This is a genomic window from Bacillus aerolatus, from assembly GCF_009183655.1.
Lineage (GTDB): Bacteria > Bacillota > Bacilli > Bacillales > Domibacillaceae > Pseudobacillus > Pseudobacillus aerolatus.
The window spans coordinates 25617-43297 of record NZ_WEIO01000013.1 but is presented as its reverse complement, the minus strand read 5'-3'; the positions used below and the strand labels follow the sequence as shown (position 1 = coordinate 43297).

Here is a 17681-nt window from a genome sequence, read left to right as displayed (position 1 = left end):
CTTCACCTCAGTCCTTTCTTCATTATGAATTAAATTATGTTAATTGGGGATGAATGGATATCCTATATAACCTTTGCGAACTTTAGAGAAAAATGGGCCAACCTCCATGTGCGCATCGCAGTGTGTACACTGAACCTCATCATCGTAGTTGATTTCACTCGTGTTATAACATTTCATACAATAGATATAACGTCTTTTAGGTCCATATATAATTGTCTGAATTTCATCTTCTGTAAAACCTGCTTCTACAGCTTCAGTAAAAACAGTGACAGCGTGATCCCAGTCCGAAGCAATGTACAGATGAGTACCTATTTTTTGACTATAAAGCAAGGTACGTAGATCCTGGAGGTTGACGGACTTTTCTATTTCAAAGTGCTCGTATTCAAGCTCTTCTTGTGAATCCTTAGCTAAAACTTGTTTGATATCGCTGACAGCTTTTTGATCATAAATAATAAGATGCTTTCTTCTTTTATCATTAAAAGTAAGTTCTTCTTTAATTGTTTCTGATTGATCATATAATACTGGGCTATTATACAAAGTGTTCCTCCCTTTCTTCTTGGTTTTTTATTTCACTTTAATCGTATCAATCAAGTTTTTAAGATACTCAACGGACTGGGGTAAAAAAGGTGCCATCCCTTTATATTCGGCCATATAATCTGGAATATCTGCAAGGTTAAAATGGGTGATCTCGAGCCATTCCGGCCTTTTTACTAAGTCCTCCAATGGGAGAAACTGAGTGTCAAGGACAAATAAAATTGCATTGCTGCGCGGCATGCGAATGAACCATTGCTCCTCTACTCGAAGGTGAACAAGCTTTCCTGCATTTTCTTTTGTCACCTTATGTCTTTCAGGTCCCCAAATATCCATTGTTTCATAGTTAACATCCCAACGATCCGCCATAAGGTTCCAGTTTACCCTTGTTCTTGGTGCTCCCGGTTCAATCGTTAACAAAAATTTTCTGATTCTATCAGCGAGTTCCACACCATCTCGACTGACAAATGGTACTGGTCCGTGTATTTCATTAAATGACATTCCAAGATTCCAGTTTGGTGAAAATAATGCTGCAAAGGATTCTTGGGCAACTTCTAGGTAGAAGTTATCATCCCTGTTGACCATTAACATAAAGTCATGATGAAAATGGCGGCCAATCATATCATAAGGCTCCAGTGAAATACTCGATTCATCGCCAAAAATAAAGGTTTCTGTTTCTTCAAGGATATGATTAGAGAAAGTCCATTGATCGCCATTTTTTTCAATGCTAAAGTGTTCAGGATATTTATCTACCGCCAAATCAATTAATAATTCCACGAACTCCCACTGCATTTCCATCGTGTGGGGGAATGATTGGTAGCGAACATCAGGTTGTTTGTCTAACTTTTCCCTTTTATGTTTTATTTGAACTTTGTATTCGGGAGTGATTTTCATGAAATTAACATTATCCTCACCTAATGCCACTAAGTCATTGGAATAACGATATGTCTTGTTCTTAAAATTTGTAAATGGAAATGTAAACATATCAAGATTAGTTGATTTAAACATCTAATTCTCCTCCTTTTAATTAAAAGCAACTTAATTGTTATTAACTTCCCGTATCTTTTAATAGTTGATTTGGATTTTATTTGCATATTTAATTTCAATTAGTAAATTTTATTTCAAAAATAAAATTTTGGGATTAAACAGCATCATTGCTTTTAGGTGGTAAAGCACTTTTACTAATGCCTCGATCTGCACTATAAGAAAAGACGTGTTTGGCTGAAATATAGTAGCATATCCCTGCTGCAAAGTATGCCGGGATACCTGCGGAAATATAATAGAACAAGCTGCTAGACGTATCCAATACAGGATTGTACAAGCTCCAGTACGCAATTGTACCAACTATAAAGCTTACAATTGCAGAAGGATTCACTCCCCGCCAGTAATAATAACTTCCGTTTGTATCATAAAGGTCTCGAATGGAAACTTTCTGCTTTTTCACAAAGAAGAAGTCAGAAATCACAATCCCTCCAAATACCGCCATGATATATGAAATCACTGTAATAAAAGAGCCGAAAGCATCGTAAAAAGATGCACTTAACAATAACAAGACAGTTGGTATAGCTGTTGCCATGGCAATGGTCCAGGACTTCTTTGGAAAAACTGTTTTAAAACTAATGGCTTGTGAATACATGAGAAAAGTTCCTGCAGTGATATTTCCGAGTGTGAGTAATAAAAGACCAATGATCCCGACCCACGAGCCTCCAATCGCGAACATCCAATCGGTTGGATCTAATGATGCAACCACCAAGGCTGCAAGGGCTCCTAATATTACAGCGACATTGACAATAATGCCATAGCTGAAAAAGCCAGCTTTAAATGCAGATTTTTCACTTTTGGCAAGTCGGCTGTATTGGCCTAGATAAGGAAGCCAAGAAAATCCAAGACCAATGTTTATTTCTAAAGCTGTAATAAGTGAACGTGTATTATCAGCATAGGGTTCAGCTGGGGATAAAGAGAATATTTTATCCAATCCTTGTCCAAACATTAAAAGAGCTATAATTCCTAAAGTCATTAGTAAAATGGCTGGAACGCCTATTAAGTTAAACTTACGCATCACCAGCGGCCCCTGAAAAGTGATCAAAAATACAATCGCAAAGATGATAATTGCAAAGAAAGGTGCTCCAGTTGTTCTAGTTGTAAAAAATTCTGGGAGACCAGCTACAGAAGCAATCTTAACCAATGCCTGTCCTGCCATAAAGAAGGCAATTGACATGTAACCGATCGTAAGGAACATAAAGATAAAATAAAATATATTTGAGCCTAAGTAGCCTAACGCGCTGCGAAAACCAATAAATGTATCCACCCCGTACCTGGCAAAAAGAAGGATGATAGGTGCAATTAATAGGAAAGGCAAGGCATTCCCAAATAAAATCGACGCAATAGCTTCTTTTGCACTAAGCAGCATCCCGGTATAGCCACCTACAAGTATGCAGATACAAGAAATACCGATTCCCACTTGAATGAGAACTAAATCCCAAAAACCAAACACACGATCACTTTTTTGTGCAGGCAGGAATCCAAAAGCCACATCTTTTGAAATAGCGGAATTCTCTTTACTCATTTTAACCTCCACATGTTTTTATTTAGCAGGTTGCAGGTACCTAACCTGGCTATAAAGCATTGAAAGCGTTTGAATAAAATTTCATTTAAAAAATAACAAATAACAAAAATACGGAAATGACTCCTATTATAGCTAGTTCAGGAACGGCATCAACTATCCCTATTTTTTCAGCATCAGATTCTTCCTTCTCATAATTTTGAATCCTGTCATGAAGATCGGTATACAAGTTCCTGACAAATGCATCTGTAGACATCCTATTTTTTTCAATCATGCTTTCTCTTTTCAAAATATCCCCCCACATTTTAAATACTTAAATATTTAGACTCACTTTAATAATGCAATTGGCGTGCCATGTTGAAAACCCTTACAAACCTAGGTTTTAGAAAGAATCGATTTCCATTTATGAAATTTTCATTTAAAATTGAAATACATCTGGGGAAGAGGGGGAAAGGCTTTGATTAAAACGCATAACGTCCTTACTGGTGTGTTACAGTCAACTCTTTTGAGTATATATGATGAACTAATTATTACAGATACTCATGGGGGGGTAATTGGAAATTTCGGAAATTTAGAAAAACTGTGGAGAGATACACCCGATTTGATCGGCATGAATTTATTTGAGATTGAAAAAAAAGTCTTTTATGATGGATCATCTCTAGAGGATTTACTGAACGGAGATAAAAGATCTGTTATTCAAACGGCCTGGAATAACCAAAGAATCCTTATCACTTATTACCCAAATCATAAGCTGGACGATAAAGAATATTACACATGGGGGCTCAAGGTTCTTTCAAGAAGCGATAACATTTTGATGGAAAACACCATGGAAGATGAAATTGATTTTTCTAAAGCGCTTACAAAAGACATTTCTAGGTTATTTATTGTGAAGGGTCAAAAGATGATGGACGTTTTGAGTACTGTTGAAATGGCTGCAAAGGTTCCGTCATCTGTTCTTTTATTGGGGGAATCTGGAGTAGGTAAGGAGGTAATAGCGAGGGCAATTCATGATCTAGGTACTAGAAAAAGTAAACCATTTATTGCAGTGAACTGTGGGGCCATTCCTGAAAATCTATTGGAAAGCGAACTATTTGGATATGAGGAAGGGGCCTTTAGCGGTGCAAAGAAGGATGGTGCACCTGGCAAATTTGAACTTGCAAATGGGGGAATAATTTTTCTCGATGAAATCGGCGAGATGCCACTCAATCTTCAGGTGAAATTACTTAGAGTTCTGCAAGAAAGGGAAGTTACCCGTTTGGGAAGTTCGGCTACTGTCAAACTTGATATCCAAATCATTGCAGCTACGAATAAAGATATTAAAAGCTTAGTTAATAAAGGGAAATTCAGGGAAGATCTTTATTATCGTTTAAATGTTATTCCTATAAACATTCCTTCATTAAGGGAAAGGATTGAAGAACTTCCTTACTTAATTAATTTCTTTTTGCATAAGTATAATAATATGTATGATCGGAACATTCAAATTAACCAAGATGCCATCGATTTAATGTCGATCTATGAATGGCCGGGTAACATTAGACAGCTTGAAAATACGATTGAGAGAATTGTTGTTACAAGCAGGGATACAATAGTAGATGCTTCCGTCGTTCAAGAAATTGTCCCATTTGAACAAGAAGTTATTAAATCTCCGCCCGTGTTTAATCATCTTATGCCCCTTCAGGAAGCCATCGATCTTGTAGAAGAGCAATTAATTACTATGGCTATGGAAAAATATAAATCTATTAAACTAGCATCCAAGGTGCTAAATGTCAGTCAGCCTACGATGAGCAGGAAGTATAAGAAGATTTTGACGAAACTATCGGAACAGAATATATTACCTTCCGCTAAAAGAAACATACTTGAAAGCCAGCTAAATAGCCGATTACGTTCTGTAGTTATAGCTACAGCAGCAATCATACAGCCAGAAGAGGTTAGTGAATTAAAAAGAGAACCTACGCTTTCAAATCCGACCTTTCAAAAGATGCAAAACCAGCTTACGATGATCAGAAAACAGGAAGGGGGTATCAAGTGGGCCTTTATCTTTGATATCCTTGAGGATAAAAAGTTTAGGACTCTAGCTGCAGACAAAGATTTTGCCATGGAACCCGGAGAATTATATGAAGGATCACCAGAATTCGCTAAAGTAGCTGCCAATGCAGTTAAAGGAAGAGTTGAAGTAACCCCGATATATAAAGACATTTACGGAGAATGGAAAACAAGCCTTGCACCAGTGATAGACGATACAGGCAAAGTCATTGCATTGATCGGCTATGACTATAGCAAAGAGTATATTGAGTCTGAATTAAGTAAGATGGGGAGGGTGCTGAAGATTAATATCTAATAAAAAAAGCGATCATTGTCTTCCACAACCTCTGAAAATCCAAAGCTAATAATAAAAGATAATGCCGTACTTGCTGATGCTAAACCAAAGTCTTCTTCACCAATAATAGGGAGAATGGTTCTTTCTAAACCAACCATTGAACCGACAAAGAAGTTTGTCACAACTAAAAGTATGAAATTTAATAAGTTCTCCTTAATTCCAATTTGTATTTTGTTCAAACCATTCACCTCCAAAAATGGAGAACCAAATAGAGGTTCTCCGTTGTTTTATTTTCCTTGATTCGTTTTTCTCATCTCTTTAAAACCTTCAGGCTGTGGTGGCACGTTCGATGTCATAAACTCAACAAATTCCTTCTCATTATCGAATTTCATTGCTTCATTGTGACGTTTTTCAAATCCGATAGTTGAAGAAGGTTTACCACTTAAACCACGTCCGCATACTGAACCTGAGAACGCTCCAGGATAAACTTCAATATGGTCTTCTAATTGAGTAATCTTTTGTAAGCTTTGATACAAATCTTTTGCCCCTGTTTTTTCAGCTAATTTTCTTGCTCCTGATACGTGGTCAGCGTGAAGATGTGTATCAATAGCATAAACAATATTCATGCCTAACTTTTCAGCTTCCTCTACGTAAAAATTAACTTGGTCTTCTAGTGGGTCTACCACTACTCCTTGTGATGGACTTCCACAGCCAAAGAAATATGATGCTGCTACTGGATTTGTGTGTAAATATTGACGAAATAATATTTTTAAAATCCTCCTTAAATTTAATGAATATATTCAGCTTGTTTCCACTCATGAACTCCTTCTTCCATTTTATAAATTGGGAGGCAGAAAAATGACTGGACATCGTTTTAATCCGGAAAAAGCGGATCTATTGATTGATCCAAAAAGGGAGAAATTAATTTCACCGTCTCAAATGGCTGAGATTTTAGACATCCAGCCACATGATACGATTGCCGATTTAGGGGCAGGAAATGGCTTTTTCGCCTTACCTTTTAAGGTTAGAGAGAATTGTTTTGCGTTTACATTATTAATAAAATCCTTTTTAGATCCGTCAATTAAGCTTAAATGATGGAAAGGGAGTATGGTTATTAACGAATCATACTCCCTTTCTTTTAAATATATAGTTTTAAAAAGGGCGGCAAGAAGAGCCTCAGTATATCCTTATCAAGAGTATTCCTTTTTCTGCTTTATCATAGACCATTCTTCAACAAGCCTTGCCTAGTAGTTAGGTAAAGAAGATCAGCCTTTTAATTGTTTGCAGTTTAAATTTAATACAGGGGTTGACATTATACCGTTAGGGGTATAATATAAATATTGTTCAGTGATATTCCTTAATCATTATTAAGGAGGTTTACACATGCTAGTTCTGATTGCTGCATTACTTGCGGTAATTTCTGTTTTTATCTATATAAGGCACTTTCCTGTTCCGGGAGTTAAATGTGTGAGTTTACTCGATATAGACAAAGAGTCGGCAAAACTAGTCGATGTAAGGGATTATAATCAGTCATATAAGGATCCAATTCAAGGATCCATTACTATCCCACTAGCCTAGTTTAAAAGGAATTATCGCGAAATAACCAGCCAGGAGATTCATATTATCGCTTCAAGCCATCTTGAAAAAAATAAAAAATATAGGTATCCATTTCCTTAGGAGAAAAGGATTCAAGGTAATGGGGTATACTTTAACTGACTGTGGCTGTAAAATAAATAAATTTAAAAGACGGCATACTGGAAAGGAGCATTCCTATGGAATACAATGATCAAATGAAAAATAGAGTAAAGCGAATGGAAGGTCAGCTTAGAGGAATCTTGAAAATGATGGAAGAGAATAAAGATTGTAAAGATGTTATTACACAGTTGTCAGCCGTCCGTTCGGCAGTGGATAGAACAATAGGTGTAGTTGTAAGTTCAAATTTAGTTGAATGTGTTCAGGAAGCTGATAAAAAAGAAGAAAAAACAGATGAGTTAATCAAACAAGCTGTCGATTTACTGGTGAGAAGCAGATAAAAAATCTTGGGTTGACATTCTTTCTTATTTTTATTAATATACCCTCATAGGTAATTAGAAAAAATAATTTGGAGGTTTTTAAAAATGAATGCAGATAAAATGTTAGATGCAAAAGGTTTAGCATGTCCAATACCGATTGTAAAAACGAAAAAAGCCATGGATGGTCTTGAGTCTGGTCAAGTATTAGAAATCCATGCAACGGATAAAGGGGCTAAAAATGATCTTGCTGCTTGGGCGAAATCAGGCGGGCATGAACTATTAAAATCTGAAGAAGAAAATGATGTATTAAAGTTCTGGATTAAAAAAGGATAATTTTTTTTAGAAAATAATATACCCGTACGTGTATGGGTGATTTAATAGGGAGGAAGCTATGACAGAGAAGAAAACAACAAATATTATCCTGTTTAGCGGGGATTATGATAAGGCCATGGCAGCGTATATCATTGCGAACGGGGCAGCGGCTTACGATCATGAAGTCACCATTTTTCACACGTTTTGGGGGCTGAACGCTTTGCGTAAAGATGAACATATCCCAGTGAAAAAAGGATTTATGGAAAAAATGTTCGGCAAAATGATGCCGAGGGGATCAGATAAAATGGGGCTCTCCAGCATGAACTTTGCGGGTTTCGGTCCCAAGATGATCAAAGGTGTGATGAAGAAACATAACGTCATGCCTCTGCCTCAGCTAATTGAAATGGCACAAGAACAAGATATAAAGCTAGTGGCATGCACAATGACAATGGATTTGTTGGGTCTTCAAAAAGAAGAGCTGCTGGATAACATTGAATACGCCGGCGTTGCAGCCTATTTAGCTGACGCTGAGGATGGAAATGTCAATTTATTTATCTAAGTATTTTTAAGGGGCGATTACCCTTATATAAAAATCAGGGAGGGAAAAGGATGGAGTATCTAAATTATCTTCTTCTTGTACTTGTTGCTTTCTTTTTCGTCCAGCGCCTTGTACCAGCAAGGGGAGTCAGGCAAATAACCACTGCAGAGTTGAGAAAAGAATTGAATGATAAAAACAAGCAGTACATTGATGTAAGGACGCCTGGAGAGTTTGGAACAAAAAACATCAGGGGCTTTAAAAATATCCCACTGCATCAACTGGCCAATAAGGCCGGCCAACTCTCAAAAGAAAAAGAGGTAGTCCTGATTTGCCAAAGCGGCATGAGAAGCAGTAAGGCCAGCAAACTACTGAAGAAAAAAGGCTTTAAGCAAGTGACAAATGTAAAAGGCGGGATGAGTGCCTGGGTTTGAACCGAATAAGAGGAGATGAAGATAATGAAGGAAATGACTGCCAAAGAAGTGGAAGTACTGCTTAACAAAGGAGAGCAGCTGAACCTCATCGATGTTCGTGAGACAGAGGAGGTAGCGGACGGAAAAATTCCAGGAGCGATCAACATCCCATTGGGATTAGTTGAGTTTCGCATGCATGAGCTGGATAAATCGAAAGAATATATCATGATTTGCCGTTCAGGGGGAAGAAGCGGCCGTGCGTCTCAAACACTTGAAAGTCACGGGTATAAAGTCATTAATATGGCAGGCGGCATGCTTTCATGGGAAGGAAAAGTTGAATAAATTTTTTTAGCTTCACAAATACCCCATGCTGTATAAAACAGGAGGTTTCAATATGGAAAACATTAAAGTGAACGTAACATTGGACGCAAAAGGATTAGCTTGTCCGATGCCAATTGTCAAAACAAAAAAGGCCATGAATACGTTAGAAGCCGGTCAGGTCTTAGAAGTTCAAGCGACAGATAAGGGATCGAAAGCAGATATTCAAGCTTGGGCAAATAGTGCTGGTCACCAGTATCTTGGAACAATTGAAGAAGGAGATGTACTAAAGCATTACCTTAGAAAATCATCAAATGATAGTTCAATTGAAAGAAAACATCCCAATGTAACTAGTAATGATGAACTTGAAAAGAAGCTAGATGCTAATGAAAACATTGTGGTTCTTGATGTAAGAGAGGCAGCCGAATATGCATTTAATCATATTCCTAATGCTGTTTCGATTCCGTTGGGAGAAATAGAAGAGCGTCTAAGTGAATTAAACAAAGATGATGAAACCTATGTAGTATGCCGTACAGGAAGCCGCAGTGATTTGGCTGCCCAAAAGCTTGCAGAAAACGGATTTTCGAATGTGATTAATGTTGTTCCAGGTATGAGTGCTTGGACAGGAAAAACAAATACTTTAAATAAATAAGGAGAATGATGAAGATGAACACAGTAACAGTGTATACAACAACACGCTGCCCATATTGTGTCATGCTAAAGAACTTTTTAGAGTCACAAAATATTCCTTTTAAAGAGGTAAATGTTGAAACTAACCCAGAGCTAATGAACCATCTCGTAAACAAAACAGGTCAAATGGGAGTACCTCAAACAGAGGTTAAGGGTAAATGGGTTGTAGGATATGATCCAAATAATATTATGTTAGCATTAAAAAACTAGGAGGAATTTGAAATGAGTAAAAAAGTAGCAATTATCGCAAGCAATGGTGGAATGTTTGATGCCTATAAAGTATTCAATATCGCGAATGCAGCGGCAGCAACAGATCAAGAAGTAGCCATTTTCTTTACTTTTGAAGGGTTAAACTTAATTCATAAAGATGCATACAAACAACTGCCAATGCCAGAAGGAAAAGAACATTTCGCAGAAGGGTTTGCTAATGCTAATGTTCCAGCTATCCCAGAATTGGTTGCAATGGCGCAAGAAATGGGTGTTAAATTTATTGGCTGCCAAATGACAATGGATGTTATGGGTCTTGAAAAAGATTCATTTGTTGAAGGGATTGAAGTTGGCGGAGCGGTGACTTTCTTGGAGTTCGCCAAAGATGCTGATGTGACATTAACATTCTAAAATTTTTTTAATCTACAATATACCTAGGGAGGTAAAAAGGAATGGCTTTTAAAGCAATGACTTCAAAAGAAGTAACGAAGAAAGTCTTCAATAAAGAAAACCTGTTTGTATTAGATGTCCGTAATGAAAGTGATTTCCAAGATTGGAAAATTGAAGGGAGGAACTTTCGATATTTAAATATCCCGTATTTTGAACTTCTTGATGGGATAGAAGAAATCATGGACAAAATCCCAGCAGATCAAGAAATTCTCGTTGTCTGCGCAAAAGAAGGTTCATCCGTGATGGTTGCGGAAATGCTGTCTGATGCGGGACTTGATGTTTCCTATCTGCAAGGTGGAATGAAAGCCTGGAGTGAACATTTAGAGCCTGTAAAAGTTGGGGATTTAAAGGATGGCGGCGAGGTTTATCAGTTCGTCCGTATTGGAAAAGGCTGCTTATCCTATATGGTGATCTCTAATGGAGAGGCGGCTATCATTGATGCGACAAGGATGACGGACCTCTATCTTGAATTTGCTGAAGGTATTGGAGCAACGATTACCCATGTATTTGATACACACCTGCATGCCGATCACATCTCAGGGGGACGGGCAATTGCTGAACAAACAAATGCGACATACTGGCTCCCTCCAAAGGATGCGACAGAAGTAACGTTTGACTATGAGCCACTTGAGGGTGGTATTGATGTAACAATTGGGGAAACCAAGATTAATATTCATTCTTTATATTCTCCAGGGCATACCATTGGCTCCACATCCTTTGTTGTGGATGAGAAGTTCCTGCTTTCAGGTGATATCCTGTTCATTGATTCAATCGGAAGACCGGACTTGGCAGGCAAGGCGGAAGACTGGGTAGGAGACTTAAGGGAAAGCCTTTATACACGATACAGAGAATTATCTGAAGAGCTAGTCGTTCTTCCGGCTCACTTCATGATCATCGACGAGTTGAACGATGACGGAAGCGTAGCTGAAAAATTGGGCACATTATTTGAGAAAAACCACGGGTTAAATATTGAGGATGAAAACGAATTTAGAAAGCTTGTGACGGAAAACCTTCCGCCGCAGCCAAATGCTTATCAAGAAATTCGTGAAACCAATATGGGTAAAATCAACCCGGACACAGAAAAGCAGCGAGAAATGGAAATTGGACCAAACCGCTGTGCGGTCCGCTAATTAAAATAAATTTGGAAATTTAGGAGGCTGCAAAAATGGAAGCAAACAAAGTATTAGACGCAAAAGGCTTAGCGTGCCCGATGCCGATTGTGAAAACAAAGAAAGCGATGAATGAATTGGAATCAGGTCAAGTGTTAGAAGTTCATGCCACCGACAAAGGGGCAAAGAACGATTTAACTGCCTGGGCGAAGTCAGGCGGCCATGAATTGATCAAACACGAAGAAGAGAATGATGTGTTCAAATTCTGGATTAAAAAAGGCTAATATCAAGGGAACCGATACTTGGTTCCCTTTTCTCTAAAGGAGGAAACAGGATGGACTTTGCCTTTATTATCACTATTTTCTTAATTGGTTTTATAGGATCTTTTATTTCAGGAATGGTGGGCATTGGAGGCTCTATTATCAAATACCCGATGCTGTTATATATCCCGCCTTTGCTTGGCGTGGCGGCATTCAGCGCCCATGAAGTGTCCGGAATCAGTGCAGTCCAGGTATTCTTCGCAACTATCGGAGGTGTCTGGGCTTACCGTAAAGGCGGGTACTTAAACAAGACACTGATTGGATATATGGGGGTAAGTATTTTAATTGGGAGTTTCATTGGCGGATACGGTTCAAATTTGATGCCAGAGAATGGAATTAATTTAGTTTACGGAATTCTGGCATTGATAGCGGCGATCATGATGTTTATCCCGAAAAAAGGAATCGATGACATTCCACTGGATCAAGTGAAATTTAATAAATGGCTTGCGGCTTTACTATCCTTTATCGTTGGGATTGGGGCGGGGATCGTTGGCGCGGCGGGTGCCTTCTTACTGGTGCCCATCATGTTGGTCGTGTTAAAAATCCCAACCCGAATGACCATTGCCTCTTCACTAGCGATTACATTTATTTCATCTATTGGTTCAACTATTGGGAAAATCTCAACAGGGCAAGTTGAATATGGCCCGGCGTTTATCATGATCGTGGCAAGTCTGATCGCATCACCATTAGGGGCCGCGGCTGGGAAAAAGGTCAACACAAAAATGTTACAGGTTATTTTAGCTTTATTAATTTTAGCTACAGCAGTGAAAACATGGATTGAAATTTTATAAGCTTTAGATGATAAGCGGTTGACTCATCATTTAAAGCAAGCTGCTTATATTAGTAGGCGGCTTAACGGATAAGTTATTGAAGGTAGCATTTCCTAGCTGCCTTCTATTTTTACTAAAAATTTAAGAAACCTTATCACTTTCAATATACGTTTCTAAAGCGGGATGAAATTCTTTTTGATAATGATTTTCTGGACAGGTTTTAATTACCTTTGCCTTCAAAAAACTAGACTTGTTTGTATTTAAAACTTTATTGCAAGTAGGACATTTATCAATAAAAAGGCGTTTTAAAAAATTCATCCCTTACTCCCCTTTCTCAACACCTTTAAATCATATAGTCATACCGGGGATTGTAATTGTATAATCAATATTTTTCAATAGATAAATTCTCTATAAGAAAGTATTTTTATATTAATTTATGTGGGGGAAAAGATGATGGTGAACCTAATTAGGGGTGGGCTAATCACTTGTATTAATAAAAGTAAATGATGGATAGAGGAAAGAAATTAACTAAATAGCATTTACTTTGAATCTGTATATTAAACTTTGACCGCGTTCAGTATCAATTGTTAAAACGCATTATTCGCAAAGGGGATGTCCTTTACATTCATTCACTTGATCGTTTTGGAAGGAACAAGGAAGAGATTCTTCATGAATGGAACGATCTTACGAAAAATATTGAGGCGGACATCGTGGTGATGGATATGCCATTACTCGATACGACTCAATATAAGGATAGCCTTGGAACGTTTATCGCTGATCTTGTTTTACAGATTCTTTCTTGGATGGCAGAAGAAGAAAGGGAGCGGATTCGAAAGCGGCAGCGTGAAGGAATTGATGTTGCTTTGAAAAATGGTGTAGCTTTTGGCCGGCCAAAGGTACAGATAACAGAAGAGTTCGAAGAAGTGTATCATCGATGGAAATCTGGGGAGTTAACAGCTGTTAAGACCATGCAGGAAGTGGGGCTAAAAAAGACGACATTTTATAAACTTGTTAGGGAGTATGAAAGAGGAATCAAGAATAAGACTATATAAACTGTCAGAACCGGTGCTAAAATGGTTCTCCCGCAATTTTGGTGATCGCTCCCGAGGGTAGTTATGCTAATAAATCATTCTCTCGGGAGGTTTTAATCATGGATTTACAAATCCTCTATAGAGGTTGGACTTTCTTGTATTGTGTCTCTTCCGCCATAGATATTCATCTTTACGCCCAGTCTGACGATCCGTACAATAACTGTCCTTCCTGTCAGAAAACTGCCCATAGAATTCACAGCCGTTATTGACGTACTTTGAAGGATACTCTTGTTCTTTCGCTTCCCGTCTATCTTCACATCCGTTCAAGAAAATTCTTTTGTGAAAATCCAAACTGCATACAGCGAATTTTCACAGAAAGGTAAGCGTACCAGCAAGGTGTGTTTTTTTATATTTCGGACTTACATTAAACTTTTATTTTTGCTATGTTTTGTTTCTTCAAGTGCCTTTATATATTACCTATGACAATTCTCTTTGTTAGCATAATTGCACCTGTGATATCTGGGTGCGTTGTTGCGATTTTCACGTTCTGGCTAAACAATCGTAACAAATAATAAGGCGACATAGCTGCACCAAAAAACCCCTCACTAACGGAAATAGTGAGGGGTTTGGTGTATCTATGAAATCCTCTTTGTTAATTAACTTATACCATCATAAGTGGTGAAAATACAAAATAATAATGTAAGTCCAATTATAATTACTCTTACGAGAAGGTTCCCAAGTTTTTATACTAATGCCAACATCTTACCTCTTCAACTAGTACAGTCATTTTATAATAATTTATTACGTTAATCCTAAATGTTCACGGAAGGTATGACCTTCATATTTCTTTCTGAAAATACCTCTTTTTTGCATTTCAGGAACAATTAGTTCAACAAAGTCTTCTAAACTACCCGGTAATGTAGGAGGCATAAGATTAAATCCGTCAGCCACACCAGCTTCAAACCAGACTTCCATCTGATCCACAATTTCGTCGGGTGTACCTATCAGCGTGTGATGTCCACCGCCTGCATTAAGATATCCTAATAATTCTCTTACTGTAGGTTGTGTATCATTAATAATTTCCAGTATCGTTTCGTAACGTCCAACTGGACCAGTAAATTCTTCTACCGGGGATAATTGAGGTACTTCTTTATCAATTTCCCAATTAGAACAGTCTTGTTGAATAAAGAAACTCAACTGTTTTAAAGCTGTTTCAATAGGTAATTGCTCATCTAATGCTGCTTTTTTGGCTAAAGCTTCTTCATGAGTATGACCTACATAGGTTACTAAGCCTGGAAATACTTTAATATGTCTATTGCTGTCTTCGCTTTGTTTAACTTGTTCATCTAATTTTTTACGAAAATTTTTTGCTTGCTTTAAGTTCCACGACACTGAATAGACTGCATCGGCATATTTTGCGGCTAATGCAATGCCTTGTTTAGATGCCCCTGCTTGCATTGATACTGGTTTGCCCTGCGGGCTTTTTGGTGTGGTGGATGGGCCATACACTTTAAAATAGATACCATCGTGATTAAAAGGCTGAATGTTTGAAGGATTTATCAATTTTCTTTCTTCTCGATGATGTAAAAACTCATTACTGTCCCATGAAAGAAATAACTTATTCATTAAAGCAGCGAATTCATCCGCCTTCCCATAGCGCTTGTCATGAGAAGGTAGTTCTTCCATACTATGATTTAACGCCTCTAAATCAGTCATTGACGTAACGAGATTCCAACCAACACGTCCTTTTGTAATATGGTCTAAACTTAATAGTTGTCGTGAAGCTGTGAAAGGATTAGAAAAAGTACTTGAAATTGTTGAAACTAATCCCACATGATTTGTCACTTGAGAAATAGCTGTTAAATTGACTACTGGATCAAACCAAAATGCTGGCATATCACTAGAATCTTTAGCTTGAAATGATTGATTATCAGCAAAGAATACTGCGTCAAGGTAACCTTTTTCCGCTAACTGCGCTAAAGATTGGTAATAGGAAATGTCTCCAATACGTTCAACGCTTGAGTCAGGCATTAACCAAGCAGCTTGATGGTGTCCACAACCATACAGCAAAACACCTAAGTGTAGTTGTTTTTCTTTAGTTTTTGTCATTTTTTTACACCTCAAAATACATCATTATTAACTGTCTTATATACTCCGTTTTTGAAGGATTATCTATTGTAATTTAAGCTATTAGTTCATTGTCAAACCGCCATCTACTGTGAAATTTTGACCTGTAATACCGTTCGCGTTTTCCGAAGATAAATAAGCGACCATATTAGCTAGGTGTGGTCACCTTCTTCAATGGCGTTGATTGAGCAATTAAATCGAATACTTCTGGTGTTGTAGCAGCACTGGCGTTAGTCGTTTTTAATAATCCACCTGAAACTACATTTTGAAATCCTTGTTGTGCCAATGTCTTTACAATAGTTGCTCCTAAACCTCTACTACTCCCTGTTACTAATACTGTTCTAGTCATCATAACAACTCCTATATTTTTAATTTTGATGAAACTTAAATAATAAAATGATAGATAAAATAAAAAATACGCAACCTTCCCATAGGAAAGTTGCGTAAAAACAAATAACTACATATTAAGAATAGGGCATAATCGCTCTTTAAGTATGTATTAGAGTTTACACTTTCCTACGCTAGTTTCAGCTAGTTCAGGTTCAAAGGGTTTGAGGTAATACTCATCTCAGTTAAATAACACCCCTAGTGCATATAGTTAAGTTATATTCAATATATAGTTTTCAGAAATTTACGTCAAGGAAATATGGCTAGGGGACCGTCAATAATTTTTTGTAAATAAAGAATGCCTTTTCTTGTTCACTATGTCACTTTGGGAGATATTTTGCACTAGTTTTAAGTGCTATTTTGCACTTGAAATAAATATATAAAGCCTAATTTCTCTTTTACGCAAGAGAAATTAGGCTGATGTTCAACAATCGCGCCCGATTGCTGAACAATGTATTCATCGCGGTAGTAACAGCAAAGCTGTCACCAAGGAAAAGTGTAAAGTGTTGGCATTTAGATCTTGCAGCATACTTCACTTAAAATTTTCTACCACGAGTTTACCAATCATTGTGCCGCTTTCAAGTTTTTCATGTGCTTGCTGGATAGTCTGGGCATTAATCGGCTCGTAAGTTTCCGTTAACGTGGTTCTTAGTTGACCGCCGTCTAACATATCCGCCATTCGGTTTAGCAGTTGATGTTGTCTGACCATATCTTTTGTCTGGAAACTTGATCTGGTAAACATAAATTCCCATACAAAGGTTGCACTTTTTGCTTGTAAATCGTCAAGAGGGAGTGAACCCTTCATCTCTACAATTGCACAGATTTTACCTTGAGGCGTAATGCATTCCACCATATTATCCCAATGTTCTTCAGTACTGCTTAAATTAAAAATATAGTCAACGTCATTCAATCCTTGCTCTTCGAGTTGCGGTTTTAATGGGTGACGGTGATTTAGAATCATGTCTGCCCCCAGATCTCGACACCAACGCTCCGTTTTTTCTCGTGAGGCAGTTGCGATGACGTTAAGGCCCGCTAATTTTGCAAGCTGAATGGCAATTGATCCGACTCCGCCTGCACCACCGATAATTAAAATCGAACGCTCCGTATTTCCTTGATCCCCCATGTCAATCATGAGTCGCTCAAAAAGTCCTTCCCAAGCAGTTAGGCCCGTCAACGGCATAGCCGCTGCTTCCGCGAAACTCAACTTTTTGGGCTTATGGCCAACAATACGTTCATCTATAAGGTGATACTGGCTATTCGTTCCTGAACGTGTTATATCTCCAGCATAGTAAACCTCATCACCCGGTTTAAACAGTTTACATTCCTCGCCGGTTTCAACAACAATACCACTCGCATCATATCCAAAAACTTTTGGTCCATCGGCGGGGTCTGTTGAAGCCCGGACTTTCGTGTCCACCGGATTCACAGAAACCGCCTTAATTTCTACAAGCAAATCCCTGCCTTGAGGTACCGGCTTCTCTATAGTTAAATCTTGAAAATAGTCTTTATGATGTAATCCAACAGCTTTCATCATTCATCCTCCTATTAAAATATAAAATTCTTTCAAATGGAGAAGCAGACAAGCAATC

General features: G+C 37.8%; 23 protein-coding genes, 2 pseudogenes and 1 riboswitch. Of the genes and pseudogenes, 15 read left to right on the top strand and 10 right to left on the bottom strand.

The window, feature by feature from the left end; genetic code table 11:
• Positions 1-39 precede the first annotated feature (39 nt).
• From F9802_RS17425 to F9802_RS17410, 4 genes are all read right to left on the bottom strand, one after another.
• The gene (locus F9802_RS17425) at positions 40-537 is read right to left on the bottom strand and encodes a dimethylamine monooxygenase subunit DmmA family protein (protein ID WP_152154255.1); all 498 of its coding nucleotides are present in this window, start codon (positions 535-537) and stop codon (positions 40-42) included.
• Positions 538-564: 27 nt separating this feature from the next.
• A complete protein-coding gene (locus F9802_RS17420; RefSeq protein ID WP_152154253.1) occupies positions 565-1539 on the bottom strand; it encodes a heme-dependent oxidative N-demethylase family protein in 975 nt (324 codons plus the stop codon).
• Positions 1540-1672: 133 nt separating this feature from the next.
• The gene (locus F9802_RS17415; protein ID WP_152154251.1) at positions 1673-3097 is read right to left on the bottom strand and encodes a purine-cytosine permease family protein; all 1425 of its coding nucleotides are present in this window, start codon (positions 3095-3097) and stop codon (positions 1673-1675) included.
• Positions 3098-3182: 85 nt separating this feature from the next.
• Positions 3183-3383: a hypothetical protein gene (locus F9802_RS17410; RefSeq protein WP_152154249.1), complete on the bottom strand. Its 201-nt coding sequence runs from the start codon at positions 3381-3383 to the stop codon at positions 3183-3185.
• A gap of 168 nt (positions 3384-3551) precedes the next feature.
• Here F9802_RS17410 and F9802_RS17405 point away from each other — a divergent pair, with 168 nt between their 5' ends.
• On the top strand, positions 3552-5432 hold the full coding sequence (locus F9802_RS17405) for a sigma 54-interacting transcriptional regulator (protein WP_225435388.1): 1881 nt from the start codon (positions 3552-3554) through the stop codon (positions 5430-5432).
• 23 nt (positions 5433-5455) lie between these two features.
• Here the strand turns inward: F9802_RS17405 and F9802_RS17400 are convergent.
• Positions 5456-5650: pseudogene (locus F9802_RS17400) on the bottom strand (MFS transporter); the annotation flags it as partial.
• Positions 5651-5698: 48 nt separating this feature from the next.
• Complete coding sequence (locus F9802_RS17395; RefSeq protein WP_263862324.1) at positions 5699-6097, bottom strand: MBL fold metallo-hydrolase; 399 nt, start codon at positions 6095-6097, stop codon at positions 5699-5701.
• A 172-nt stretch (positions 6098-6269) separates the two neighbouring features.
• Here F9802_RS17395 and F9802_RS17390 point away from each other — a divergent pair, with 172 nt between their 5' ends.
• The 12 genes from F9802_RS17390 (at position 6270) to F9802_RS17330 (ending at position 12568) form a co-directional block, all read left to right on the top strand.
• Positions 6270-6506, top strand: coding sequence for a hypothetical protein (locus F9802_RS17390; RefSeq protein ID WP_152154243.1), 237 nt, complete (start codon positions 6270-6272; stop codon positions 6504-6506).
• A gap of 677 nt (positions 6507-7183) precedes the next feature.
• Positions 7184-7444, top strand: a complete 261-nt coding sequence (locus F9802_RS17380; RefSeq protein ID WP_152154241.1) for a metal-sensitive transcriptional regulator — start codon at positions 7184-7186, stop codon at positions 7442-7444.
• 84 nt (positions 7445-7528) lie between these two features.
• Entirely contained in the window at positions 7529-7756 is a 228-nt protein-coding gene (locus F9802_RS17375; RefSeq protein WP_152154239.1) for a sulfurtransferase TusA family protein, read from the top strand.
• Between the two features lie 58 nt (positions 7757-7814).
• Positions 7815-8294: a DsrE/DsrF/DrsH-like family protein gene (locus F9802_RS17370; protein ID WP_152154238.1), complete on the top strand. Its 480-nt coding sequence runs from the start codon at positions 7815-7817 to the stop codon at positions 8292-8294.
• Between the two features lie 50 nt (positions 8295-8344).
• Positions 8345-8704 carry a rhodanese-like domain-containing protein gene (locus tag F9802_RS17365; protein ID WP_152154236.1) on the top strand — a complete coding sequence of 120 codons (360 nt, stop codon included), beginning with the start codon at positions 8345-8347 and terminating at the stop codon, positions 8702-8704.
• 24 nt (positions 8705-8728) lie between these two features.
• Positions 8729-9025 (top strand): rhodanese-like domain-containing protein, encoded by a 297-nt coding sequence (locus F9802_RS17360; RefSeq protein WP_152154234.1) that lies wholly within the window; start codon positions 8729-8731, stop codon positions 9023-9025.
• A 52-nt stretch (positions 9026-9077) separates the two neighbouring features.
• Entirely contained in the window at positions 9078-9653 is a 576-nt protein-coding gene (locus tag F9802_RS17355; protein WP_152154232.1) for a sulfurtransferase TusA family protein, read from the top strand.
• Positions 9654-9667: 14 nt separating this feature from the next.
• Positions 9668-9901: a glutaredoxin family protein gene (locus F9802_RS17350; protein ID WP_152154230.1), complete on the top strand. Its 234-nt coding sequence runs from the start codon at positions 9668-9670 to the stop codon at positions 9899-9901.
• 12 nt (positions 9902-9913) lie between these two features.
• Positions 9914-10309 carry a DsrE/DsrF/DrsH-like family protein gene (locus tag F9802_RS17345; RefSeq protein ID WP_152154228.1) on the top strand — a complete coding sequence of 132 codons (396 nt, stop codon included), beginning with the start codon at positions 9914-9916 and terminating at the stop codon, positions 10307-10309.
• Positions 10310-10350: 41 nt separating this feature from the next.
• Positions 10351-11478, top strand: a complete 1128-nt coding sequence (locus F9802_RS17340) for an MBL fold metallo-hydrolase (protein WP_152154226.1) — start codon at positions 10351-10353, stop codon at positions 11476-11478.
• Positions 11479-11513: 35 nt separating this feature from the next.
• Complete coding sequence (locus tag F9802_RS17335) at positions 11514-11741, top strand: sulfurtransferase TusA family protein (protein ID WP_152154224.1); 228 nt, start codon at positions 11514-11516, stop codon at positions 11739-11741.
• Positions 11742-11791: 50 nt separating this feature from the next.
• Complete coding sequence (locus F9802_RS17330; RefSeq protein WP_152154222.1) at positions 11792-12568, top strand: sulfite exporter TauE/SafE family protein; 777 nt, start codon at positions 11792-11794, stop codon at positions 12566-12568.
• Positions 12569-12688: 120 nt separating this feature from the next.
• On the opposite strand, the gene F9802_RS19810 is transcribed toward F9802_RS17330, so the two are convergent.
• The gene (locus F9802_RS19810; protein WP_191992033.1) at positions 12689-12865 is read right to left on the bottom strand and encodes a hypothetical protein; all 177 of its coding nucleotides are present in this window, start codon (positions 12863-12865) and stop codon (positions 12689-12691) included.
• 230 nt (positions 12866-13095) lie between these two features.
• On the opposite strand from F9802_RS19810, the gene F9802_RS17325 reads away from it, so the two are divergent.
• Together F9802_RS17325 and F9802_RS17320 are read left to right on the top strand one after the other, a co-directional pair.
• Positions 13096-13599, top strand: a complete 504-nt coding sequence (locus tag F9802_RS17325) for a recombinase family protein (RefSeq protein ID WP_152154220.1) — start codon at positions 13096-13098, stop codon at positions 13597-13599.
• A 458-nt stretch (positions 13600-14057) separates the two neighbouring features.
• Positions 14058-14150, top strand: coding sequence for a type I toxin-antitoxin system Fst family toxin (locus tag F9802_RS17320; protein WP_152154218.1), 93 nt, complete (start codon positions 14058-14060; stop codon positions 14148-14150).
• 229 nt (positions 14151-14379) lie between these two features.
• On the opposite strand, the gene F9802_RS17315 is transcribed toward F9802_RS17320, so the two are convergent.
• From F9802_RS17315 to F9802_RS17305, 3 genes and pseudogenes are all read right to left on the bottom strand, one after another.
• Positions 14380-15687 carry an LLM class flavin-dependent oxidoreductase gene (locus tag F9802_RS17315; RefSeq protein WP_152154216.1) on the bottom strand — a complete coding sequence of 436 codons (1308 nt, stop codon included), beginning with the start codon at positions 15685-15687 and terminating at the stop codon, positions 14380-14382.
• An 81-nt stretch (positions 15688-15768) separates the two neighbouring features.
• Positions 15769-15979 (bottom strand): annotated as a pseudogene (locus tag F9802_RS17310) (SDR family oxidoreductase); the annotation flags it as partial.
• A 222-nt stretch (positions 15980-16201) separates the two neighbouring features.
• Positions 16202-16302, bottom strand: a riboswitch (TPP riboswitch).
• A gap of 322 nt (positions 16303-16624) precedes the next feature.
• Positions 16625-17623 (bottom strand): zinc-binding alcohol dehydrogenase family protein, encoded by a 999-nt coding sequence (locus F9802_RS17305; RefSeq protein WP_152154290.1) that lies wholly within the window; start codon positions 17621-17623, stop codon positions 16625-16627.
• Positions 17624-17681 lie beyond the last annotated feature (58 nt).